The sequence below is a fragment of the Actinosynnema sp. NPDC002837 genome (assembly GCF_040295345.1).
Lineage (GTDB): Bacteria > Actinomycetota > Actinomycetes > Mycobacteriales > Pseudonocardiaceae > Actinosynnema.
The window spans coordinates 206879-229295 of sequence record NZ_JBEOVG010000004.1; the positions used below are offsets into that span (position 1 = coordinate 206879).

A 22417-nucleotide genomic window follows, 5' to 3' on the forward strand; every position below is an offset into this window, starting at 1 on the left:
GGGATCGGTACCGGTGGGATCACTCGCCTGTGGGCGGTGCCCCCACCGTACGATCACGCGGTGCGCGGACCCACCTTCAAAGTCGTCGACCTGTTCTCCGGCGCCGGTGGCATGAGCCTCGGCTTCCAAGCGCACCGCGACTTCACCATCGTCGGCGCGGCCGACGCGCAGATCGGCAAGCCGTCGTCCCGGCTGGGCTCGTTGCGCTGCAACGGGATCTACCGGGACAACATCGGCGTCGACCCGCTGCAGGTCGACCTGGGCCGGCTCGACCCGGCCGTGCTGCGGCAGGTGTGGAACCTCGCGCGCGGCGAGCTGGACGTGCTGGTGGCGTGCCCGCCGTGCTCGGGCTTCACCCGGATCGCGCCGGCCAACCACCTGCGCGACGACCCGCGCAACTCGCTGGTGGGCCGGGTCGCGGCGTACGTGGCCGAGTTCCGGCCGCGGGTGCTGGTGCTGGAGAACGCGCGCGAGCTGGTGAAGGGCAAGCAGCGGCACCACCTGGACGGGCTGGTCGAGCAGCTGCTGGAGCTCGGGTACGAAGTGGACGCGAGCACGCACATGCTGTCGCGCTTCGGACTGCCGCAGCTGCGCGAGCGGGCGATGGTGGTGGCGGTGGACTCCGGCGTGCCGCTGCGGACGCTGGAGGACCTGTGGCAGGGCTGGGAGGTCCGGCCCGGCGCGGTGACCGTGCGGCGGGCGATCGGCAAGCTGCCGCCGGTGGAGGCGGGCGAGGCGCACCCCGAGGACGCGATGCACGTGTCGCCGTCGTTCCGCCGCGACCGGTCGCTGGACCGGATGCGGGCCATCCCGGCCGACGGCGGGTCGTGGGGCGACCTGGTCGGCTCGCCCGCGGAGCAGCTGCTGAACCCGGCCCAGCGCAAGATCATCGAAGAGGGCAAGTGGGGCTCGCACCCGGACGTCTACGGCCGGCTGTGGTGGGACGAGCCGGCGCGCACGATCAAGCGGGAGTGCGGGCACGTCGGCAACGGGCGGTACGCGCACCCCGAGCAGCACCGGCTGTGCACGGTGCGGGAGATGGCGCTGCTCCAGGGCTTCCCGCGCCGGTTCCGGTTCGACGTGTCGGTGATCGGCAACGCCTACCGGCACCTGGGCGACGCCGTGCCGCCGCTGATCTCCTACCAGCTGGCGTCGCTGGTGAAGTGGATGCTGAGCGGGCGCCCGCCGACGGCGCGCGACCTGTGCCTGCCGGGCACGTCGTTGCGGGTCGGCGACATCCGCCCGGTCACGCCGTCCGCCCTGGTCGCCTAGATCACCGTTTGGCAACGGTGTGGCGTCGAAACCGGGTCGGCACCTATTACGTGCAATCCACTGTGGACCGTCTGATCTGCGGGAACGCGCGACTTCGGTGGTCCGCGCCCGTTTCGCGCTCCGTCGAAACAGGCCCCCGGTGATCGGTCGCCGACGGTCCGTCGACTATGCTCGATCATCCATTGTGGATGGACGACGCCGGTCTTGGCTGCTGGTAGGCGGTTTCACGGTCGGTGTTAACCCATCCTCGATCGGGCAAACACGATCGGCTACTGTTCGGTTGATTCCTGTCGTCTCGGTGTCGGAGCGCTCTGCCAAGTAGCTCCCCGGACGGCACGGACCGCCGCCTTGAACCACACCAACGGGCTACCCTCGCGAGCCTCAAGGAGACAAATGGCATCCCGGTCGACTGTGAAGCGCTTCGGCGCTGCGATCCTCGGCGCCGGCCTCGTGCTGATGTCGGCCCTCCCCGCGGCCGCCGACAAGCCGAAGGTCGAGCCCTACGACGGCGCGAACGAGTCGGGCATGGGCATCTACCTGGAGCGTGACGGCCAGGAGCTCGACAACGACAAGGACAAGCCGGGCATCCAGGCGTTCAACGCGAGCCTCATCGGCCTCCGCCTCCAGGAGGGCAACGACTCGCAGACCGCCAAGGCGTACTGCGTCGAGCTCCCGACCCCGCTGCAGGACGGCAAGCCGCTGGTCGAGGTGCCGTGGGGCGAGCACCCCAACCCGGACACCAAGTTCAAGGAGAACGCCGCCAAGGTCAACTGGGTGCTGCAGAACAGCTACCCGGCGCTGGACGTGGAAGACGCCTACGAGCTGTACGGGCTGGACCCGAAGAACAAGCGCAGCATCCTGATCGCCGCGACCCAGGCGGCCGTGTGGCACTTCAGCGACGGCGTGGACCTGCGTGAGGACGACTCCACCACGGAGAACGAGGACGTCCGCGGCGGCACCGTGGACGGGCTCGTCTACAAGGTCTACGAGTACCTCACCACCAAGGCCGAGGACCTGGCCGAGCCCAAGCCGACCCTGTCCATCGAGCCGGGCGAGCTGACCGGCAAGGCGGGCGAGAAGATCGGCCCGTTCGTCGTCTCCACGACGGCGACCGAGGCCGTGCTGACCGCGGAGCTGCCCGAGGGCGTCACCGTCGTCGACGCGAACGGCAACCCGCTGCCCATCGCCGACCCGGACGCCATCGGCGTCGCGGCGGCGTCGAACGTCGCCGAGGTGTGGGTGAAGGTCGACGCGGGCGTCGAGCCCGGCGAGGTCGAGTTCACCGTCACGGCCAGCGCCAAGCTGCGCAGCGGCCGGCTGTTCGTCTCGAGCGACCGCAACCAGAAGACGCAGTCGCTGATCATCGCCAAGTCCGAGGTCTTCCCGGTCAAGGCGAAGGCGAAGGCGAAGTGGGTCGAGGGCACCGTCGTGACGACGACGACCGAGGCGACCACCACCACGGCGCCGACGACGACCACCACCACGACCGAGGCGCCGGTCACCAGCACCACGGTGCCGGCCGGCGGCGGCAGTGACGACGACCTGGCCAACACCGGTGCGTCCATCTTCGTGCCGCTGCTGATCGGCATCGGCCTGCTGGGCGCGGGTGCCGGGGCGCTGCTGTTCCTGCGTCGCAAGCGCACTGCCTGATCCTGATACGTCCGGAACGGCCCTCTGGGACTCCCAGGGGGCCGTTCCGGCGTCCGGGGGCGGTTGCCGCTGGGGGCGTGGCGTCGATTCAGGTAGCCTGCGTCAGGAGTGCGAAGGAGCACGATGAACTTCGACGAGCAGGTCACATCGGCGGCCGAGCAGGCCAAGGACGTCCTTCCGGGTGGAGAGTGAACTCGTTCAACACGGCTGAGCGGGCGAACCCGTCCGGGGAGAGCACCCGTTCCGCAGCCGCGCAGATGGTCACCTGGCAGGGCTACGACGTGCCCAGGCTGGAGCAGGTCCGGTTCCTGCTCTCGGAGCGCAAGCTCCGCGCCTCGGGCAGGTTGGTCACCGCCGGTCCGGCCGAGCAGTTCAGCGGGTCGTTCGAGGTGTCGGTCGGCGAGACCGGCGCCGTGAAGCGGCTGCTGCTGCGGACGGCGACGGTGTCGGAGGAGCGGCAGATCTCCGTGAGCCGCTCGCCGGAGGGCGTCTGGCTGGTCGACTCCGGCCAGGGCGCGGAGCGGGCGGACTTCGATGGCGCGGTGGACGTGGACGTGCAGTTCGCGGTCCTGTTCAACGCCATCCCGATCCGCCGCCTCAACCTCCAGCTGGAGGAGGGCGAGCACGAGATCCCGGTCGTCTACGTGACCCTGCCCGACCTGTCGGTCCAACTGGTCCGCCAGCGCTACCGCACGGTCTCGATCGGCGAGGACCGGGCGGTCGTCTCCTTCACCCACGGCGAGTTCGAACAGGACATCACCGTCGACCGGACCGGCCTCGTCGTCGACTACCCCCGCATCGCCTACCGGATCTGAGCGAGGCCGGGGCACCGCCCCAGCCGGGCGTTCGGTCATCAGATCGGGCGAGCAACCGTTTGCGTGCCGTGCGAGCGCGCAACGATTGTTGGGTGCACACCCACGTCTTCGTCGACGAGTCCCGTCGATCCAGCTACCTGCTCGTCGCCGCGTTCGTGGAGACGCGCCAGCTCCCGGGGGTCCGGACGCTGATGCGACGGCTCCGCGTGGCCGGCGAGCGCAGGCTGCACTTCAAGAGCGAGAGCGACACCGTCCGCAAGGACGTCATCGGGCGGTTGGTCGACGCCGGTTTCCGCAGCCGCATCTACCTGGGCCGGGGGCCGTCGGAGGCCGTCCGGCAGAGGTGCCTGGCGAGGTTGGTGGTCGACCTGGTCGAAGAACGCGTCACGCGACTGGTGCTCGACGGGCGTGGTCCGGTGGAGGACCGCGTCGACCGCCGCGTCATCACCCGTTCGCTGCGGGAGTGCGGGGTGCCGGACGACTCGATCTTGTACGAGCACCTGGGCTCGCACGGCGACCCGGCGTTGTGGGTGCCCGATGCGATCGCCTGGTGCCACGGTGCCGGGGGCGAGTGGCGCAAGCGCGTCGCACCGCTCGTGGAAGCGGTGGTCGACATCGGTGTCGTCACCCGACGCGAACAAGTGCGGTGAAAAGCGCGAAGCCCTGGCTCCCGCCGTCCGACGGGCCTACCAGGGCTCACTTCCTCGGTCGAGCGACCTCGGCTGTGGCCAAGCTTAGCAAGCCGTCGACGGCGTCGCTGTCGCTCGATCAGGCGATCTTCACACCCGGACCGCGATCGCCATGCCCTGGCCGACGCCCACGCAGGCCGCCGCCACGCCCAGGCCGCCGCCGCGCGCCCGCAGGTGCCGGCACAGGTCCACGATCACGCGCGGGTACGAGGCGCCCAGCGGGTGGCCGTACGCGATCGCGCCGCCGTGCACGTTCACCTTCTCCCGGTCGACCTCCGGCAGGTGGTGCAGCACGGACAGGGCCATCGCCGCGAACGCCTCGTTGATCTCCCACAAGTCGACCTGCGACGACTCGATCTTCAACCGGCCCAGCAGCTTCCGGATCGCCGACACCGGCGCCAGGGTGAACCGCTGCGGGTCCTCCGCGGTCACGGCCGAGCCCAGGAACTCGCCCAACGGCGTGATCCCCAACGAGGTCGCGACCTCCTCCGACCCCATCAGCACCGCCGTCGCGCCGTCGTTCAACGGCGACGAGTTGCCCGCCGTCACCGGACCGCTCTCCGAGAACGCCGACTTCAGCTTCCCCAGCTTGTCCGCCGACGTCTCCGGCCGCACGGACTCGTCCCGCCGCACGGGCGCACCGTCGCGCAGCTGCACGGGGAACGCGAACCCGTCGTGCACCCCGGCGTCCCAAGCCGCCGACGCCCGCCGGTGCGACCGCAGCGCGAACAGGTCCATCTGCTCCCGCGTGATGCCCAACGACACCGCGACGTCCTCCGCCGCACGCCCCAGCGGCACGGTCCACTCGGCCTTCATCCGCGGGTTCACCAGCCGCCACCCGAGCGCCGTCGACACCGACTCCAACCGGTCGGCGAACGGCTTGTCCGGCCGCGGCACGACGAACGGCGCCCGCGTCATCCCCTCGACACCACCGGCGACGAGCAGCGAGGCGTCCCCGAGCGCCAACGCCCGCGCCGCCTGCACGATCGCCTCACCGCCCGACGCGCACAGCCGGTTGATCGCCACCCCCGGCACCGAGGTCGGCAACCCGGCCAGCAGCGCCGCCATCCGCCCGATGTTCCGGTTCTCCTCGCCCGCGCCGTTGGTGTTGCCCAGCAGCACGTCGTCGATCGACGCGGGGTCCAGCGAGGCGTGCCGCCGCAGCAGCTCCACGATCGGCAGCGCGGCCAGGTCGTCCACGCGCACCCCGGACAGCCCACCGCGGTAGCGGCCGAACGGGGTGCGGGCGGCGTCGAGGATGAGGGGGCGCGACATGCGCCCCATCCTCTCACCGGCCGACGAAGAACGGGATGTAAGCCGAGGTGGGACGGGTCTCACCGGACGTGCCGAACAGCCGCACCTCGATCAGGTGCGGCCCCGGCGACATGCCGCTGGTGTTCAGCGCGAACCGGTACCGCCCGGCGATGCCCGGCCCGCCGGACGCGGTCGGCACGACGGCCACGCGGTCGTCGTCCACCCGCACGCTGAACCCGGCCAGCCCCGCCAGCAGCACGCCGGTCCGCCCCTCCAGCGCGAGGTCGAACACCATCCGCCCGGGCTGCACCGCCGCGCCCTCCGGCACGGTCTGGCCGCTCGCGTCGAGCACCGTGCCGTTGACCCGCGGCAGCTCCGGCACCCGCGCGATCACCGGCGGCTTCGCCGTGCTCGGCGGCGTGCCCGAGGACGACCCGCTCAGCTCCAGGTCAACGTGCGTCGCCTGCACCCGCAGCCCGGTCAGCAGCGTGACACCCAGCTTGCCCGTCGACCCGACCCGCAACGCCTCCGCCGGCAGGTCAGCCACCAGCGGGTACGCCACACCGGCCCGCCACGGCGCACCGGTCGCACCGGGCCGCGCGGGCACCGCCACCCCGCCCACCGACACGCTGAACGACGGCGCTTCCGGCGACGCGTCGGTGTGCAGCAACGCCAGCCGCAGCTGCCCACCCGTCACCCCGGGCAACGCCCGCGTCTCCGCCACCGCCGCCTCGGCCGCCACCGACACCTCGACGTCCGGCCCCGGCACCCACGGGGGCGCGGTGGCCTCCGCCGCGCCGAACGCGATCAGGCTGATCGCCACCCGCTGCCCGGTCGGCCCCGCCACGGAGACCAGCGCCGTCGCCTCGCGCCACCCGGGCACCGCCGGACTGGTCGCGACCAGCTCGCCGTCGAGCAGCACCCGCGCGCCGTCACGCCTGAGCACCAGCTCCCACCGGTGGCTGAGCCCGGCCTCCAACGCCGGCACCGCGCGCACCGCCGTGGTCGGCGTCCCGGCGGGCACGAGCACCTGCACGGACGTCGTGCCCGCGCTCGTCGCCACCCGCAGCCGCACCGCGTCCGGCGGCAACGCGTCACCGCTGACCAGCGACACCGGCCCCGGCACGAGGTCGAGCACGAGCTCGCCGTCACCGCCGGGCGCGTCGGTCTCCACCACGAACCGGCCGAGCTCGTCGGCGTCCCGCAGCACGAACGGCGTGCGCGAGCGCAACGTCGCCGGAGCCGCCGCGCAGTTGTTGGTGAGCACCAGCCGCCGACCGTCGTCGTCCTGACCGGGCACGGCACGCGCGCAGTTGGCCCGTGACGCCAGCCGCCACCGGGTCGGGTCGGGCGCGTCCGGCTGGTCGAACCGGTCCTCCAGGGCGTAGTCGCCCGCGGGGCTCGCGTGCGGCGTCCCGGTGGACCTCGCGGGCGAGGAGCGCTGCCCGAACGCGTCCACGGCGTACACCGCGACCTCGTACATCCGCTCGTCCTCGAGCCCGTCGAGCTGCGTCGCGCGCTCCGTGATCAGCTTGGTGCGGTCGAGCCGGCCGACCTCGCCCCACCGCACCTCGTAACCGGGCGCGTCACCGGTCCACCGCAGCTGCAACCGACGAGGCCCGGACGTCACGCGCACCTCGCGCGGCGACTCCGGCGGCGGACCGGCCGTCGGCACCAGCACGCCCTCGGCGGCGTACGCCTCCAGCGACGTGGGCGGCGGCGCGGACGCGCTCGTCCTGGCGACGGGTTCGCCGACGCCCTCCGTGCGCAACACGGTGATCACCCCGGCGAACAGCACCACACCGACGGCGATGAGGGCGATCCGACGACGTTCCATTGAGTCAAGCTAGGTCGCGTGGTGACCGCGGTCACCAAGTCGTTGCGCACCCGATACCAAGAAGGGCCTAGAGCGGCCGGATCTCGAAGGTCTGCTCGTACGACTGCACGCCCCGCCGTTCGTCCACCGGGAGTACCCGCACGTCCAGCTCGTGCCGACCGCCGGCCAGCCCGGCGAGGTCGATCAGGAACTCGTGCCGCCCGCCGGCCGAGCCGTTCGTCGGCAGCACGGCGATCCGCTCGCCGTCGAGGTCGACCTCCACGCCCTTGACGGCGGCGACCTCGCGCGCCCGCGTGTCGGCGAGCTCGACCGTCAGCCGCACCTCGCCCTCGTGCGGGAAGAGGGGGAACGACGAGTCGCTCACGGACTCGTGCACCACCGAAACCGCTGGTGGGGGCACCAACGGGTCGGGCAGCGGGCGCTTGACGAGCCGGGGGAGCGGGTGGCGCGCGTCCTGACCGTCGGCGATGACGAGGTGCGCGTTGTAGGAGGTGAGGCCGCCGTCGGAGCGCAGCCCGACCTTCGGGTTCGAGTCCGGCGACGGCAGCGGGAAGTCGGCGTAGACCACGGACGGGCGGTACTGGTCGAGGCCGTGGTCCGACGGCATGAACACCGCGGGCGCGGACCGCGCGCCGAACTCCACGGTGATCGGCGCGGTGCGTTCGGAGACCACGGACGCGACCACGCGCACCGAGGACGCGCCGGCCAGCTGGGAGTTGGCCACGTTGCCCAACGACACCCCGCCGTCGCGCTTGTCGGCCGGACCGAGCGGCGCCACGGAACCCGGCGCGGGCGTGCCCGGCACGCCGCCGATGCCGAACGTGTCCAGGTGGGTGCCCTGCGCCTGCCGGAACGCCAGGCGCACGCGGGCGGACGTCCACGGCAGCCGGACCGGCGCGGACGCCACCTCGACCCCGTCGCGCAACGCCACCACGGAGCCGGGCAGCACGCGCAGCTCCCAGCGGTGGCGGACGCCCGGCGTCGGCGGCGGGTACGTGCCGAAGGTTTCACCCAGCGGCGCGTCGTGACCCAGGACGAACTGCGCGCCGAACGGCGTGATGCGCAGGACCAGGACGTCCGGCGGGAACGGTTCCTCCAGGTGGCCGAGGTCGTGCACCGGGTCGGGCAGCAGGGCGATCAGCACCGCGCTCTCGTCCGGCCGGTAGCCGATCGGGCCGTCGGTGGTGAGGGAGACCTTGGCGATCGCGCCGTCCGGGGCGGGCGCGCCGAACCGCAGCGGCACGTTGGACTGGAGGTCGACGCGGTCGCAGTCGATCTCCAGCCGCTCGCCGTTGAGCGGGCGCAGGCAGAGGCAGTCGGTGTTGCCGCGGTCGAAGACCCGCCACCGCCGCGGGTTGAGCGCTTCCGGGCCGTCGAACAGGTCCAGGGGCGTCATCAGGCCGTCGAGCCACGTCTCGTCGTACGCGAGCCTCGGCACGGCCTTCGCGGTGGCGGGGTCGGAGCGGTTGCCCATCGCGTCCAGCGCGCGGACCTCGACGGTGACGTCGGCGTTGGCGTCGAGGTCGGTCAGCTCGGTCTCGGTGCCGCGGACCAGGCGGGTCCGGCCGTTCCAGCGCACCTCGAAGCCGCCGTGGCCGATGCCGTCGGTGGCCGTCCAGGTGGCGCGCAGGCTCGTGCGGTCCACGGCGGTCAGGCGCAGGTCGGTGGGCGTGGCCAGGTGTTGGGTGTCGGGGACGTACTCGACCTTCTCGTCCAGGAACCGTTCGAAGGCCTGCGGGGGTGGGGGAGCGGATTCGTTGCGCAGGACCACCACCGCGCCGCCGAGGAGTGCGAGACCCCCTACGACGGCGATGAGCTTGCGACGCTCCACCGATGCACCTTATGGGGTGCGTGCGAGCGCGGTTGTGCCGTTCAGCGCAACGACCCGGCCTCCGCGTGACCCCAGGTCGCGCAGGGCGCGCAGGGCGTCGGGCGCGGTGAGGTCGATGGTCAGGTCGGTGCGCGTGGTCTGGTTCTGCAACGCCACGCGTGCGGCGTGACCGGCGTCGATGGTCTTGGCCAGGCCGCCGGTCGAGGCGAGCGAGCCGCGGGCCGCGCCGAGCCGGCCCAGGGCGTCGTCCACGGCGTCGAGCAGCGCGCCGCGGTTGCCCTCGCACATGGCGCGGACGAGTTCGGGACGGCTGCCCGCGACGCGCGTGCCGTCGCCGAACGAGCCCGCGGCCAGGGAGAGCGCGAGCGGTCCGCCGTCCGCGCCGACGCTGGCCAGCACGGCGGCGAGCAGGTGCGGCAGGTGGGAGATGCGGGCCACCGCGGCGTCGTGCTCCAGGGCGGTGGTCGGCACGACGTGCGCCTTTGCGGCGAAGGCCAGTTCCATGACGTCGGTGAGGACGTCCGGGTCGGCGTCGTCCTCGGCGGTGACGACCCAGGCGGCGTCGTGGAAGAGGTCGGCGCGGCCCGCGGACCAGCCCGAGGAGGAGGTGCCGGCCATCGGGTGGCCGCCGACGTAGCGGGCGTGCGGGGCGACGCGGCGGACCAGGTCGGCGACCGGGCCCTTGACGCTGACCACGTCGGTGAGCCGGACGCCGTCGGGGAGGGCGCGGAGCACTTCTTCCACAGCCGGCAGCGGAACGGCCACGACGACGAGCGCGTCGTGTACGCGCGCGCGTTCGAGTGCCCCGGCGAGGTCGACCACGTCGTAGCCGTCCTGCCGGGCCGCCTCCGCGTCGGCTGTCGAAGCGGTCGCGCCCCAGGTCACGCACCCCGCGGCGGCTGCCGCGCGCAACACCGAACCACCGATCAACCCGAGCCCGACCACGCAGACGCTTCGCACGGCGCTCATCCTGCCGGCGCGGACGGGCAGCCCCTACTTGTCCACAGGACAGGAGTTGTCCACAGATCGGCGATCACCGATCGCACCACCCCGCGCCGGACGGCAAAGTCGAGGCCATGACCACCACAGCCCCGACCTCACCTCACGTCCGCCTTCGGCCTACCGCAGTCCTTACTGCCGCAGTTCGTTCCGCCGCCGACCACCGTGCCGCCGACTGTTCTGTCGTCGACCGCCCTGCCGACGGCTGTCCTACCTGTCCTACCGCGACTTGTCCTGCCGCCGACCGGCCTACCGGAGGGCGTCCAGCGCGAACGCGGTGTAGACGACGACTCCGTGCTCCATGGCCGCCTCGTCGAAGAGCACCCGGTTCGAGTGGTTCGGCTCCGCCCGGTCCAGTTCGACCCCGCGCGGGCAGGCGCCCAGGAAGGCGATTGCGCCCGGCACCCGTTGCAGCACGTACGAGAAGTCCTCGGCGCCCATCAGCGGGTCGTCCATGGGGGAGGCCCACCGTGAGCCGAGGGCCGCCGCGGTGATGTCGACGACGTGCGGGCCGACCGCGTCGTCGTTCACCGTGACCGGGTAGCCGGGGACGATCTCGACCTCGGCCGTGCAGCCGTGCGCGGCGGCCACGTGCGTGACGACCTGCTGGAGCTCGCGGTGCACCAGGGCCCTGGTGTCCTCCGAGAGCGTCCGGATGGTGCCCTCGACCAGCGCGGTCTCCGGGATGATGTTGGTCGTCGTGCCCGCGGTGATGTGGCCGATGGTGACCACGGCCGGGTGGTGCACGCTGACCCGCCTGGCGACCATCGTCTGCAGCGCGCCGACCATGGCGGCGGCGGGCGGCACCGGGTCGATCGCGTCGTGCGGCATGCCGCCGTGCCCGCCGCGGCCCTTGACGGTGATGTGGAAGGTGTCCGCCGAGGCCATCGTCGGCCCGGGGCGGCAGACGACGACGCCCGACTGGAGCGTGGAGGTGATGTGCAGGGCGAACGCTTTCTCCACCGGTGTGCCCGCGGCGTCGAGCACGCCCTCGTCGAGCATGTGCCGAGCGCCGTGCTGACCCTCCTCGCCGGGCTGGAACATGAACACGACCTGACCGGCCAGCGCCTCGCGACGTGAGGAGAGCAGGCGTGCGGCGGAGGCGAGCATGGCGACGTGCGTGTCGTGGCCGCAGGCGTGCATGGAGCCGTCGATCTCCGAGGCGTACGCCAGGCCCGTCTCCTCCTGCAACGGCAGCGCGTCCATGTCGCCGCGCAGCAGGACGGTCGGCCCGGGCTTGCCGCCGCGCAGCACCGCGGTGACCGAGCTGCTGGACCCGCCGGTGGTCACCTCGACCGGCAGGCCGGACAGCGCGTGCTGGATCGCGGCCTGGGTCGCGGGCAGGTCCAACCCCTGCTCGGGGTGCCGGTGCACCTGCCGTCGCAACGCCACTGTCCTGGGCTGGAGGGCTCGGGCGGCTTCCACCAGCCCGGTGAACCTGGGCTCGGGGGCGGTCGTCCTAGCGTTCGGCAGAGTTGTGCTCATCCCTCGATAGTGGCATCGGTCGGCCCCCCGTGCCCGTGGCCGAGGCCCCCGTGCTACCGGGTGCCGAGGTGTGGCCCTACGGTGTGCACATGGCACACCAGGAGCCGGTCAACGGCTTCGCTGTCGCGGTCGTTCGTGAAGACGGCCGCTGGCGGTGCAGCAAGATGGACAGCTCGGCGCTGTCCGAGCTCGACGCGGCGATCACGGAACTGCGCCAACTGCGCTCGACGGGTGCCGTCTTCGGGCTGCTGGCGGTGGACGACGAGTTCTTCATCGTCCTGCGCCCGGTGCCGGGTGGGGTGTCGCTCCTGCTGTCCGACGCCGCGGCCGCGCTCGACTACGACATCGCCGCCGACGTCCTCGACCTGCTCCGGGTCGACCCGCCGGACGAGGAGGACGACGAGCTGTGGCCCGAGGGCGACCTCGCCGTGCTCGCCGACCTCGGCATGCCGGAGCACGAGATGCAGGTGATCGTGGACGAGGTCGACCTGTACCCGGACGAGCAGCTGCAGATGATCGCGCAGCGCTGCGGGTTCGGCGACGAGTTCACCAAGCTGCTGGACAGCCTCCAGGCGTGATCGCGTGATCAGCCAGGCGTCCGACGAGGCGATGGTCGAAGCCGCCCTGGAGGTCGCCGCCGAGGCGCCCGGGACCGGCGACATCCCCATCGGCGCGGTCGTCTACGGACCGGACGGCGCCGAGCTGGCGCGCGCCTGCAACGCCCGCGAAGCCCTGGGCGACCCGACCGCGCACGCCGAGGTCCTGGCCCTCCGCGCCGCCGCCGCGGCCTACGGCGACGGCTGGCGCCTCACCGGCTGCACCCTGGCGGTGACCGTGGAGCCGTGCACGATGTGCGCGGGCGCGCTGGTCCTGGCCCGCGTGGACCGGGTGGTCTTCGGCTGCTGGGAACCCCGGACCGGCGCTGTCGGCTCCCTGTGGGACGTGGTGCGCGACCGCCGCCTGAACCACCGACCGGAAGTCGTCGGCGGTGTCCTGGCCGAGCGCTGCGCCGCCCTGATGGAGTCGTTCTTCGCGGACCTGTGACCCTCTGCCGCTCTGACCAGCGCAGATCCGATCGACCACCCCCTGTTGGGTGCAAGCGCGACGGTCTTGTATTGTTCTCGGCGGTGGCGTGTCCGAGCGGCCGAAGGAGCACGCCTCGAAAGCGTGTGAGGTGAAAGCCTCCGTGGGTTCAAATCCCACCGCCACCGCTGCTCAGAGCCCCGGCAACCGATCATGGTTGCCGGGGCTCTGACGTTTCACGGCCCCTGGCCGCCCTCTTCGAACGCCCGGTCCGGTCGACCTGTGATCGGTAGGGCGGGCGCCCGCGGTTTCCTTCCGGCACGTCGGAGGGGGAGTGGCGATGAGGCGGTTCCTGCGCGTGTCGACCTGGGGTGGGGTGGTCCTGGTGTCGGCGTCGGTCGGCTACTACCTGTGGAACGGGATCACGGGCAGCGCTGACGACCGGTGGTACGGCGAGGCGATGGTGTACGTGATCATCGCCATCAGCCTGGTCGCACCCGCGTCGCCGATCACGAGGTTCAGCACGTCGCTGGTCGAGCGGGGTTGGCTGCGGGTCGAGCACGTCGGGCGGTCGGACCTGGCCGAGGGGTTCGAGCAGTGGCACGCGTGGGCCGACCCCGACGACCCGATGACCCACCCGCTCTACCGGTCGACGGTCGGCATCCGGGTGCGGATCGACCGGATCACCGACACCGGGCACGCGATCCGCCTGCACCCCGTCGTGCGACTCGCGGTGCGTGGCGAGATCGAGGGCGGGTTCGAGGTGGTGGCCGTCGTGCCGCGGATCGCGGTGCCGCGCGTCGGGGACGTCGTGCGGGTGGTGGCCCACCCGACCGAGCCGAACCGCTACCGGTACGCGGGCCCGGTCGACCGCTAGTGCCGCCCGCGACGAGGGTGGCGGCCCGGCAGGCCGACCACGCGCACGGGCGCCGATCCGGGCCTCGTCAGGTCCGGGCCGGCGCCCCTGTTGTGCGTGTCGCGTCCGCGCCGGCGCTGGGAGGGCCACCGGGCAGGCACGGCCATGACCCTACCTTACGTTCGAACACACGTTCGAGGCCGGGTAATGGTCAACCGTTAGTGACGGTGTCTTTCGCCGTTCACTCGATACGGGGAGGATGCGCCCAGCCGCCAACTACCGGAGGACCCGTTGAGACCTATCCCGCTCCGCGTCGGACTGGCGGTCACCGCCGCCTCGGCCGTGACGTTCGCCCTCGCCACGCCGATCCACGCGGCCCCGAGCCAGGACGCCCTGATCGCCGAGGTCTACGGCGGCGGCGGCAACTCCGGTGCCACGCTGACCCAGGACTTCGTCGAGCTGGCCAACGCGGGCGCCGCGCCGGTCGCCGTCGACGGCTGGAGCGTGCAGTACCTCCCGGCGAGCGCGAGCGCGTCCAGCCAGTGGCAGGTCACCCCGCTGACCGGCTCGATCGCCGCGGGCGGGCGGTTCCTGGTCGCGCAGGCCAAGGGCGCGGGCGGCACGGTGGAGCTGCCCGCACCGGACGTCACCGGCACGATCGCGATGGGCGGCTCCGGCGGCACGATCGCCCTGGTCACCGAGACCTCCGCGTTGACCTGCAAGACCGCCGCCGACTGCGCCGCCGACGCACGCGTGCGCGACCTGGTCGGCTACGGCTCGTCGACCGTGGTCCGCGAGACCACCCCGACCGCGAACCCGGGCAACGCCACCTCGGCCGCCCGCCCCGCGTTGACCGACACCGACAACAACTCCGCCGACTTCACCATCGGCGCGCCGACCCCGGTCAACTCCAAGGGCCAGGGCCCCGGCAACCCCGACCCCGACCCCGACCCGGAGCCCGAGCCCGGCGACAAGCGCGTCCGCGACATCCAGGGCACGACCCGCATCTCGCCGCTGCTCGGGCAGAAGGTCGCCGGCGTGCCCGGCGTCGTCACCGCGACGCGCGCCACCGGCGACCGCGGCTTCTGGCTCCAGGACACCGCGCCGGACAACGACCCGCGCACCAGCGAGGGCGTGTTCGTCTACACCGCGGCCCTGGCCCCGACCGTCGAGCCCGGCGACGAGGTGCTGGTCTCCGGCACCGTCGCCGAGTACCGGCCGGGCGGTGACGCGGCGAGCAACTCCAACCAGACGCTCACCGAGATCACCGGCGCCACGGTCACGGTGAAGTCCAAGGGCAACGCCCTGCCGACCCCGGAGGCCCTGAACCCGCCGGCGGGCTACCTGCCCACCGCGAACGGCGGCAGCATCGAGGCCCTCCCGCTCGACCCGGCGACCTACGGCCAGGACTACTACGAGTCCCGCGAGGGCATGTACGTCAAGGTGGACGACGCCCGCGTGGTCGGACCCACGAACAGCTTCGGCGAGACGTGGATCACCACCAACCCGACCCAGAACCCGACCGCCCGCGGCGGCACGATCTACCTCGGCTACGACCAGCCCAACAGCGGCCGGATCAAGGTCAAGCCGGGCGCGGCGGCGCCGCAGACGAGCAACGTCGGCGACGTCTGGCGCGGCGCGACCGTCGGCAACGTCGAGTACACCAACTTCGGCGGCTACACCCTGGCCACGAAGTCGGTCGGCGAGCACGTCCCGGGCGGCATCACGCCGGAGGTCACGGACGCGCAGCGCGCCGCCGAGCTGTCGGTGGCCACGTACAACGTGGAGAACCTGGCCGCCACCAACGACCAGGCCAAGTTCGACCGCCTCGCCGCGGCCGTGGTCGGCAACCTGAAGAACCCGGACGTCGTGGTGCTGGAGGAGATCCAGGACAACAACGGCGCGACCGACGACGGCACGGTGGCGGCGGACGCGACGTTCGCCAAGTTCACCGACGCCATCGTGGCCGCGGGCGGCCCGCGCTACCAGTGGCGCCAGATCGACCCGGCGAACAAGGCCGACGGCGGCGAGCCGGGCGGCAACATCCGGGTGGCGTTCCTGTTCAACCCGGCCCGGGTGTCCTTCGTGGACCGCCCGGGCGGCGACGCCACCACGCCGGTGTCCGTCGTCAAGCAGCACGGCCGCGCCGCGCTGTCGGTGTCGCCGGGCCGCGTCGCGCCCGCCGACCCGGCGTGGAACAGCAGCCGCAAGCCGCTGGCCGGCGAGTTCAAGTTCCGCGGTCGCACGGTGATCGTGGTCGCGAACCACTTCAACTCCAAGGGCGGCGACCAGGCCATGCACGGCCGCTACCAGGAGCCCGTGCGCAGCTCGGAGGTGCAGCGCGCTCAGCAGGCCGCGCTGCTGCGCGGTTTCGTGGACCAGGTCAAGGCGGTCGACAAGGGCGCCAACGTGGTCCTCGCGGGTGACATCAACGACTACCAGTTCTCCCCGGCGGTCGGGACCCTGACCGGCAAGGGCGACGTGGTGGCCCTGATGGACACCCTGCCCGCGGCCGAGCGGTACAGCTACGTGTTCGAGGGCAACTCGCAGACCCTCGACCACATCCTGATCAGCGCGAACATCACCCGCTACCGCTACGACGTCGTGCACATCAACGCGGAGTTCGCCGACCAGGCCAGCGACCACGACCCGCAGGTCGTGAAGCTGCGCCCGAGCACCGGCAACGCCCACGTCGACCAGTGGGTGTTCCTGCTGGAGGACATCGCCGAGCACCTGCCCAGGTCCTAGCCCGGAGCAGCGGACGGGCCCCTCGGACACCACGTCCGAGGGGCCCGTTCTCGTGTCGCCGACCGGGTTACCGGCCGGACGTGGTGGTGATCGTGGGTCGGGCCGTGGTGGTGACGGTCGGCTGGGGCGACGTGGTCACGGTGGGCCGCGCCGTCGTGGTCACGGTCGGCTGGGGCGAGGTCGTCACGGTCGGCCGGACCGTGGTGGTCACCGTCGGCCGGGGTGACGTGGTGGGGATGCCCGTGGTCGTGGGAGCGGGCCTAGTGGTCGTGGTGGGGACGGGCGTGGTGGTCGGCGGCTTGGGCGCGTCGGTGCACTCGGCCTCCTTCGGCAGGTTGGCGAACTCGTCCCCGACGAAGTAGATGGCGCTGGACCACTGGGTGCCGCCGTCCTGCCTGCCGACGTTCAGCCAGACGTCGTTGGTGTAGCCGAAATCCGTGACCGACTGGCCGTGCACCCAGCAGTAGACCCCCACCGTCCTGCCCTCGAGGATCTGCCCGCCCGCCGCCGGCAGGCACGCCGTCGACGGGCAGATGCGGACGTTGACGTTGTGCCAGGTCGTGGCGCGGTAGCTCGGCCCGGCGCTCGCGTCGGCCTCGCCCGCGGGCTGGGCCAGTGCCACGGCGCCGCCGGCGAGCAGGCCCGATCCGGCCAGTGCCACGGCGACGGCCGTGTTGACGATCCTCATGTCCGTGTCCTCCCAGTAATCAGTCGATCACTGGATAAGACGCCTCAGGTCGGCCCGGTGTTGCACCGACGCGGTCTTTGACGACCAGAGCCCCGGTCACCTGACGGTGCCGGGGCTCTGGGCCGCGGAGGATACGGGATTTGAACCCGTGAGGGGGTTAACCCAACACGATTTCCAGTCGTGCGCACTAGGCCACTATGCGAATCCTCCGTGGCGGAGTCTAACGGAGGGTCCGGGCGTCCCCCAAAACGGGTGGTCGGATGCATCGGCCGCTGATAGGTTCGGTTAGGCTTGCCTAATGAAGCGTGGTCTGGTGGTCGTGCTGTCGGCTCTGCTCCTGGCGGCCTGCGGGGGAGGCGGCGGTGGCGCCGAGCCCACCTCGTCCGGCGTGACGGTCGACACCCGGTTCGGTCCCGTGACGATCGCCGAGCCGCCGAAGCGGGTCGTCGCGCTGGGCTGGTCGGACGCCGAGACCGCCCTCGCGCTCGGCGTGCGGCCGGTCGGGGCGAGCGACTGGCTGGCGTTCGGCGGCAAGGGCGTCGGGCCGTGGGCCGAAGGGCTCTACGAGCAGGCGCCGACGCTCCTGGGCACCACCGAGATCGACTACGAGGCCGTCGCCGCGCTCCAGCCCGACCTCATCCTCAACACCCGGTCGGACAACGACGAGAAGAAGCACGAGACGCTGTCCAAGATCGCGCCCACCATCGGCGCGCCGAAGGACGTCATCCCCTACGGCACGTCGTGGCGGCAGCAGGTCGAGCTGGTCGCGAAGGCCCTGGGCAAGGTGTCCGAGGGCGCGGAGGTCATCGCCGACCTGGACGCGAAGTTCGCCGCGAACGAGAAGTTCGACGGCCGGACCGCCGTGGTCGGCGCGTACTTCGACGGCAAGTTCGGCGCGTACGTCTCCGGCGACCCGCGCGCGGACTTCATGAAGGCGCTCGGCTTCACCCTCCGCGAGGACGTCGAGGCCCTCGCCTCCGGCACGTTCTACGTCGACATCTCCACCGAGCGGCTGGACCTGCTGACCGCCGACCTGAGCGTGCTGTTCCCGATCGGCGGCGACGCGACCGCCCTCAAGGCCAACCCGCTGGTGCCGGAGAAGGCGTTGATCCTGGAGGACGAGAACCTGGTCAACGCCTTCTCCAGCGGCTCGTCGCTCGGCATGGCCTACGCGCTGGAGCACGCCGTGCCGCTGTTCACGGCCGCCCTCGGCTAGCAGAACCAGCCGTCGGCCACCCAGCCGTGCGCGTTGATGTGCCCGTAGGCGAAGCCGTAGATGTAGTTGCCGGACTTCGGGCCCTTCACCAGGAACGTCTGGCTGCGGTAGAGGGTGCCCATCCACGGGCCGTCGTCGGGTGCGGTGCGGACGTAGAGGTCGTTGGCGCACACGGTCTCGCGCTCGCCGACCGTGCCGTTGGCGGCTTGGGCGGGCGACGCGGTGGCGACGAGCGCGACGGCGGCCGCCAGGACTGCTGCTGCTCTCACCACGAGTCGTAGCCCCCGATGCACTCGATCCGGAGGTAGCCCCAGTCGTTGGGGCCGAAGTCCATGCTCGCCGCCCACCCGTTGTAGACGGGGTGGGCGCCGGGCGTGTGACCGATCTTGTTGCCGTAGGTCAGCGTCCGCTTGAACTCGACCGGGCCGACCGCGTGGTCGTAGTTGCCGTAGAAGCTCGCGGTCTGGCAGATGACGATGGCGTGCCGCGGCGGCACGGGGTCGGCCGCGGCGGTGGTGGCGCCGAGCACCAGGGCGGCGCACGCGAGGACGAGAGCCCTCATCTGGTTCCTCCTTCACCGGGTAGTGCCACTAACCGGTGAAATCTTCCCGTGCCCGGAGTGGGTGGGGACAGAGCCAGTGGGGCGACCGGCTACACTGGTGGCGGACCTCGTGCGGCACATATCTCGCGAACCTCCCCAGGGCCGGAAGGCAGCAAGGATAAGCGGGCTCTGGTGGGTGCACGGGGTCCCCTTTCTTTGTCGGACCCTCCCGGTAAGGTCCCCGACGTGGCGCTCGCCCTCTACCGCAAGTACCGTCCGGCGACCTTCGGCGAGGTCGTCGGCCAGGAGCACGTCACCGAACCGCTGCGCACCGCCCTGGCGGCCGGTCGGGTCAACCACGCGTACCTGTTCTCGGGGCCGCGCGGGTGCGGCAAGACGTCCAGCGCCCGCATCATGGCGCGCTCGCTGAACTGCGTGCAGGGCCCGACGCCCGACCCGTGCGGCGAGTGCAACTCGTGCGTCGGCCTGGCGCCCAACGGTCCGGGCACCGTGGACGTGGTAGAGCTGGACGCGGCGAGCCACGGCGGCGTGGACGACGCGCGCGAGCTGCGGGACAAGGCGTTCTACGCGCCGGCCGAGTCGCGGTACCGGGTGTTCATCATCGATGAGGCGCACATGGTCACCACGCAGGGCTTCAACGCCCTGCTGAAGATCGTGGAGGAGCCGCCCGAGCACCTGATCTTCATCTTCGCCACCACCGAGCCGGACAAGGTGCTGCCCACCATCCGCTCGCGCACGCACCACTACCCGTTCCGGCTGATCCCGCCGAGCTCGATGCGGGCGCTGCTGGAGCGCAACTGCGCGGCCGAGGGCGTCACGGTCGACCCGTCGGTGTTCCCGCTGGTGATCCGCGCGGGCGGTGGGTCGGCGCGGGACACGCAGTCGGTGATGGACCAGCTGCTGTCCGGCGCGGGCCCCGAAGGGGTGCGCTACGACCGGGCGATCGCGCTGCTCGGCGTGACCGACGTGGCGTTGATCGACGACGTGGTGGACGGCCTGGCGAACGGCGACGGTTCGGCGGTGTTCGGCACCGTCGACCGGCTGGTCGAGGCCGGGCACGACCCGCGCCGGTTCGCGTCCGACCTGCTCGACCGGCTGCGCGACCTGGTGCTGCTGCACGCCGTGCCGGACGCGGCGGACCGCGGCCTGGTGTCCGCGCCGGACGACGAGCTGGCCAAGATGATCGCGCAACGCGACGCGACCCGGCCCGCGACGGTCACCCGTTGGGCGGAAATCCTGCACCAGGGGTTGACCGAGATGCGCGGCTCGACCGCGCCCCGCCTGCTGCTCGAACTCGTGACGGCGCGGATGCTCCTGCCGTCGGTCGGCGACGTCGAGTCGGGCCTGCTGCAACGCGTCGAACAGCTGGAGCGCCACGGCCCGCCGGCGGGCGGCGCACCGGCGGGGCCCGTGGAGACCCGCTTCCAGCGCCCCTCGCAGCGCGCGGCCGAGCCCGCCGCGCCGCAGGCCCCCGCCGCGCCGCCCGTCGCCAGGCCCGCCGAGACCGCGCCTCCGGCCGCTGCCGCGCCGCCGGCCGCGCCCCCTGGACTGCCCACCCCGCCGGTGCTGCGGTCGGCGGCGATGAGGTCGGCCGAGAGCGCGCCCGTCGCGCCGGAGGTGGACCAGCGCGCCGCGCAGCCGCCGGACGCGCCGCAGGCCCGGCCGAGCACCGCGCCCCCGTCGCACGCCGCCGCACCGGGCACGTCGCCTGCCGCCCAGCCACCGCACGCCGCCGCGCCGCACGCCGCCGCAGCTGGAGGCACGTCGCCGGCTGCCGCGCAGCCACCGCACGCCGACGCACCCCAGGCCGCCGCACCGCACGCCGCCGCGCCGCAGAGCGCGCACCCCGGCGCGTCGGACAACTCACCCGCGGCCCAGCCGGCCCAGGCAGCCGCACCGGCGGCAGCCTCCGGCGGTGTCGACGCGGTCGAGGTGCGTCGGCGCTGGTCGGAGCTGTTGGGCGTGGTCCGCGGGACGAGCCGCAGCACGGAGGCGATGCTCACCAACGCCACCGTCGCCGACGTCGACGGCACCACGGTCACGCTCACCCACACCTCCGCGCCGCTGGCCCGCCGGCTCGCCGAGCCGCGCAACGCCGACGCCATCGCCGCCGCGTTCGCGCAGGTCCTCGGCGGCACGTGGCAGGTGCGGTGCGTGCACGGCGACGCGGCCGCCGCCCCGGCCCGCCAGGCGGCGCAGAAGCCGCAGCGACCGGCGGTGACCAGGCCGAGCCAGGCGCAGCAGCCCGGCCAGGCCCGTCAGCCGGAGTCCCGCCCGGCGCCGTCCGGCCGACCACCGGTCGACGACGTGCCGCCGCCCCCCGAGCCGCCGGAGCCCGATGAGCCCCTCCCGCCGGAGCCGGTGGACGAGGAGGAGATGCTGGCCGAGGCCGCGCTGCCCGGCGACGCGGACGACCAGCGGCTCGACCCGGAGGCCGTCGTGCTCAAGCTCCTCGCCGACGAGCTTGGCGCTCGGCCGTTGAAGGGCTGATCGACGCGACTACGCTGGTGAACGGCGGCAGACCCCGAAGAGAGGAACCCGCGGTGCAACCCGGTGGGCCCAACATGCAGCAAATCCTCCAGCAGGCGCAGAAGATGCAGCAGCAGCTCGCTGAAGCCCAGCAGGAGCTGGCCGAGGCCGAGGTCACCGGCACCGCCGGCGGCGGTCTGGTCACCGCCGTCGTGTCCGGCGGCGGCGAGCTCAAGAGCCTGGACATCGACCCGAAGGCGGTCGACCCGGACGACGTCGAGACGCTGTCCGACCTGGTCGTCGCCGCCGTGCGCGACGCCAACCGCGCCGCCCAGGAGCTGGCGGCCCAGAAGATGGGCCCGCTCGCCAGCGGCATGGGCGGGATGGACGACCTCGGCGGTCTCGGGAAGCTGTTCGGCTGATGTACGAGGGGCCCGTCCAGGACTTGATCGACGAGCTCGGCAGGCTGCCGGGCGTCGGTCCGAAGAGCGCGCAGCGCATCGCCTTCCACCTGCTCGCCGCGGACCCGGCCGACATCGGCCGGCTCCAGGACGCGTTGCAGAAGGTCAAGGACGGCGTGGTGTTCTGCGACGTGTGCGGCAACGTCTCGGCCGAGGCGACCTGCCGCATCTGTCGCGACCCGCGCCGCGACCTGACCCTGATCTGCGTGGTGGAGGAGCCGAAGGACGTCCTGGCGGTCGAGCGGACCCGCGAGTTCAAGGGCCGCTACCACGTCCTGGGCGGGGCGCTCGACCCGTTGTCGGGTGTCGGGCCGGACCAGCTGCGGATCAGGCAGCTGCTCACCCGGATCGGCACGGACGTGTCGGAGATCATCATCGCCACGGACCCGAACACGGAGGGCGAGGCGACCGCGACGTACCTGGTGCGGATGCTGCGCGACTTCCCGGGCCTCACCGTCACCAGGCTCGCGTCGGGCCTGCCGATGGGCGGTGACCTGGAGTTCGCCGACGAGCTCACCCTCGGCCGGGCCCTGTCCGGCCGGCGCAGCATGTGAGGCTCGTC

20 protein-coding genes, 2 tRNA genes and 1 other RNA gene are annotated in these 22417 nt (G+C 72.5%); 14 read left to right on the forward strand and 9 right to left on the reverse strand.

Going from position 1 to position 22417, the window contains the following annotated elements:
• Positions 1-60: 60 nt before the first annotated feature.
• The 4 genes from ABTZ99_RS05040 (at position 61) to ABTZ99_RS05055 (ending at position 4387) form a co-directional block, all read left to right on the forward strand.
• Positions 61-1272 carry a DNA cytosine methyltransferase gene (locus tag ABTZ99_RS05040; protein ID WP_499608219.1) on the forward strand — a complete coding sequence of 404 codons (1212 nt, stop codon included), beginning with the start codon at positions 61-63 and terminating at the stop codon, positions 1270-1272.
• 393 nt (positions 1273-1665) lie between these two features.
• Positions 1666-2922, forward strand: a complete 1257-nt coding sequence (locus ABTZ99_RS05045; RefSeq protein WP_499608221.1) for a thioester domain-containing protein — start codon at positions 1666-1668, stop codon at positions 2920-2922.
• 188 nt (positions 2923-3110) lie between these two features.
• On the forward strand, positions 3111-3737 hold the full coding sequence (locus tag ABTZ99_RS05050; RefSeq protein ID WP_499608223.1) for a putative glycolipid-binding domain-containing protein: 627 nt from the start codon (positions 3111-3113) through the stop codon (positions 3735-3737).
• Between the two features lie 92 nt (positions 3738-3829).
• The gene (locus tag ABTZ99_RS05055; RefSeq protein WP_230570102.1) at positions 3830-4387 is read left to right on the forward strand and encodes a hypothetical protein; all 558 of its coding nucleotides are present in this window, start codon (positions 3830-3832) and stop codon (positions 4385-4387) included.
• Positions 4388-4516: 129 nt separating this feature from the next.
• Here ABTZ99_RS05055 and ABTZ99_RS05060 read toward each other — a convergent pair whose 3' ends face one another.
• From ABTZ99_RS05060 to ABTZ99_RS05080, 5 genes are all read right to left on the reverse strand, one after another.
• The gene (locus ABTZ99_RS05060; protein WP_499608226.1) at positions 4517-5701 is read right to left on the reverse strand and encodes a thiolase family protein; all 1185 of its coding nucleotides are present in this window, start codon (positions 5699-5701) and stop codon (positions 4517-4519) included.
• Positions 5702-5714: 13 nt separating this feature from the next.
• The gene (locus ABTZ99_RS05065) at positions 5715-7517 is read right to left on the reverse strand and encodes a fibronectin type III domain-containing protein (RefSeq protein WP_499608229.1); all 1803 of its coding nucleotides are present in this window, start codon (positions 7515-7517) and stop codon (positions 5715-5717) included.
• Positions 7518-7584: 67 nt separating this feature from the next.
• Positions 7585-9348 (reverse strand): fibronectin type III domain-containing protein, encoded by a 1764-nt coding sequence (locus ABTZ99_RS05070; RefSeq protein ID WP_499608232.1) that lies wholly within the window; start codon positions 9346-9348, stop codon positions 7585-7587.
• A 9-nt stretch (positions 9349-9357) separates the two neighbouring features.
• Entirely contained in the window at positions 9358-10308 is a 951-nt protein-coding gene (locus tag ABTZ99_RS05075) for a prephenate dehydrogenase (protein ID WP_499608234.1), read from the reverse strand.
• Between the two features lie 288 nt (positions 10309-10596).
• Positions 10597-11832: a M20 metallopeptidase family protein gene (locus tag ABTZ99_RS05080; protein WP_498781643.1), complete on the reverse strand. Its 1236-nt coding sequence runs from the start codon at positions 11830-11832 to the stop codon at positions 10597-10599.
• 89 nt (positions 11833-11921) lie between these two features.
• Between ABTZ99_RS05080 and ABTZ99_RS05085 the strand changes: the two genes are divergently transcribed.
• The 5 genes from ABTZ99_RS05085 (at position 11922) to ABTZ99_RS05105 (ending at position 16459) form a co-directional block, all read left to right on the forward strand.
• The gene (locus tag ABTZ99_RS05085) at positions 11922-12410 is read left to right on the forward strand and encodes a tRNA adenosine deaminase-associated protein (RefSeq protein WP_498781644.1); all 489 of its coding nucleotides are present in this window, start codon (positions 11922-11924) and stop codon (positions 12408-12410) included.
• Between the two features lie 31 nt (positions 12411-12441).
• On the forward strand, positions 12442-12876 hold the full coding sequence (locus tag ABTZ99_RS05090; RefSeq protein ID WP_230570133.1) for a nucleoside deaminase: 435 nt from the start codon (positions 12442-12444) through the stop codon (positions 12874-12876).
• Positions 12877-12958: 82 nt separating this feature from the next.
• Positions 12959-13043, forward strand: a tRNA-Ser gene (locus tag ABTZ99_RS05095).
• A 152-nt stretch (positions 13044-13195) separates the two neighbouring features.
• On the forward strand, positions 13196-13732 hold the full coding sequence (locus ABTZ99_RS05100; protein WP_499608238.1) for a hypothetical protein: 537 nt from the start codon (positions 13196-13198) through the stop codon (positions 13730-13732).
• 270 nt (positions 13733-14002) lie between these two features.
• Positions 14003-16459 (forward strand): DUF8508 domain-containing protein, encoded by a 2457-nt coding sequence (locus tag ABTZ99_RS05105; RefSeq protein ID WP_499608240.1) that lies wholly within the window; start codon positions 14003-14005, stop codon positions 16457-16459.
• A 67-nt stretch (positions 16460-16526) separates the two neighbouring features.
• On the opposite strand, the gene ABTZ99_RS05110 is transcribed toward ABTZ99_RS05105, so the two are convergent.
• The gene (locus ABTZ99_RS05110; protein WP_499608243.1) at positions 16527-17147 is read right to left on the reverse strand and encodes a hypothetical protein; all 621 of its coding nucleotides are present in this window, start codon (positions 17145-17147) and stop codon (positions 16527-16529) included.
• 125 nt (positions 17148-17272) lie between these two features.
• Positions 17273-17357, reverse strand: a tRNA-Ser gene (locus ABTZ99_RS05115).
• Between the two features lie 88 nt (positions 17358-17445).
• On the opposite strand from ABTZ99_RS05115, the gene ABTZ99_RS05120 reads away from it, so the two are divergent.
• A complete protein-coding gene (locus ABTZ99_RS05120; RefSeq protein WP_498781664.1) occupies positions 17446-18363 on the forward strand; it encodes an iron-siderophore ABC transporter substrate-binding protein in 918 nt (305 codons plus the stop codon).
• On the opposite strand, the gene ABTZ99_RS05125 is transcribed toward ABTZ99_RS05120, so the two are convergent.
• Both ABTZ99_RS05125 and ABTZ99_RS05130 read right to left on the reverse strand, forming a co-directional pair.
• Positions 18360-18632, reverse strand: coding sequence for a hypothetical protein (locus ABTZ99_RS05125; protein WP_499608245.1), 273 nt, complete (start codon positions 18630-18632; stop codon positions 18360-18362). The genes ABTZ99_RS05120 and ABTZ99_RS05125 overlap by 4 nt on opposite strands.
• The gene (locus ABTZ99_RS05130) at positions 18629-18925 is read right to left on the reverse strand and encodes a hypothetical protein (protein ID WP_498781666.1); all 297 of its coding nucleotides are present in this window, start codon (positions 18923-18925) and stop codon (positions 18629-18631) included. Before ABTZ99_RS05130 ends, ABTZ99_RS05125 begins: the two co-directional genes overlap by 4 nt.
• A 99-nt stretch (positions 18926-19024) precedes the next feature.
• On the opposite strand from ABTZ99_RS05130, the gene ffs reads away from it, so the two are divergent.
• The 4 genes from ffs to recR all read left to right on the forward strand — a co-directional run bounded on the left by ffs (position 19025) and on the right by recR (position 22409).
• Positions 19025-19119, forward strand: an RNA gene (ffs, locus tag ABTZ99_RS05135) — signal recognition particle sRNA small type.
• A gap of 31 nt (positions 19120-19150) precedes the next feature.
• Positions 19151-21415, forward strand: coding sequence for a DNA polymerase III subunit gamma and tau (locus ABTZ99_RS05140; protein ID WP_499608248.1), 2265 nt, complete (start codon positions 19151-19153; stop codon positions 21413-21415).
• A 74-nt stretch (positions 21416-21489) separates the two neighbouring features.
• Positions 21490-21816 carry a YbaB/EbfC family nucleoid-associated protein gene (locus ABTZ99_RS05145; protein ID WP_053715665.1) on the forward strand — a complete coding sequence of 109 codons (327 nt, stop codon included), beginning with the start codon at positions 21490-21492 and terminating at the stop codon, positions 21814-21816.
• On the forward strand, positions 21816-22409 hold the full coding sequence (gene recR, locus ABTZ99_RS05150; protein ID WP_123744628.1) for a recombination mediator RecR: 594 nt from the start codon (positions 21816-21818) through the stop codon (positions 22407-22409). The genes ABTZ99_RS05145 and recR overlap by 1 nt, the downstream gene beginning before the upstream one ends.
• Positions 22410-22417 lie beyond the last annotated feature (8 nt).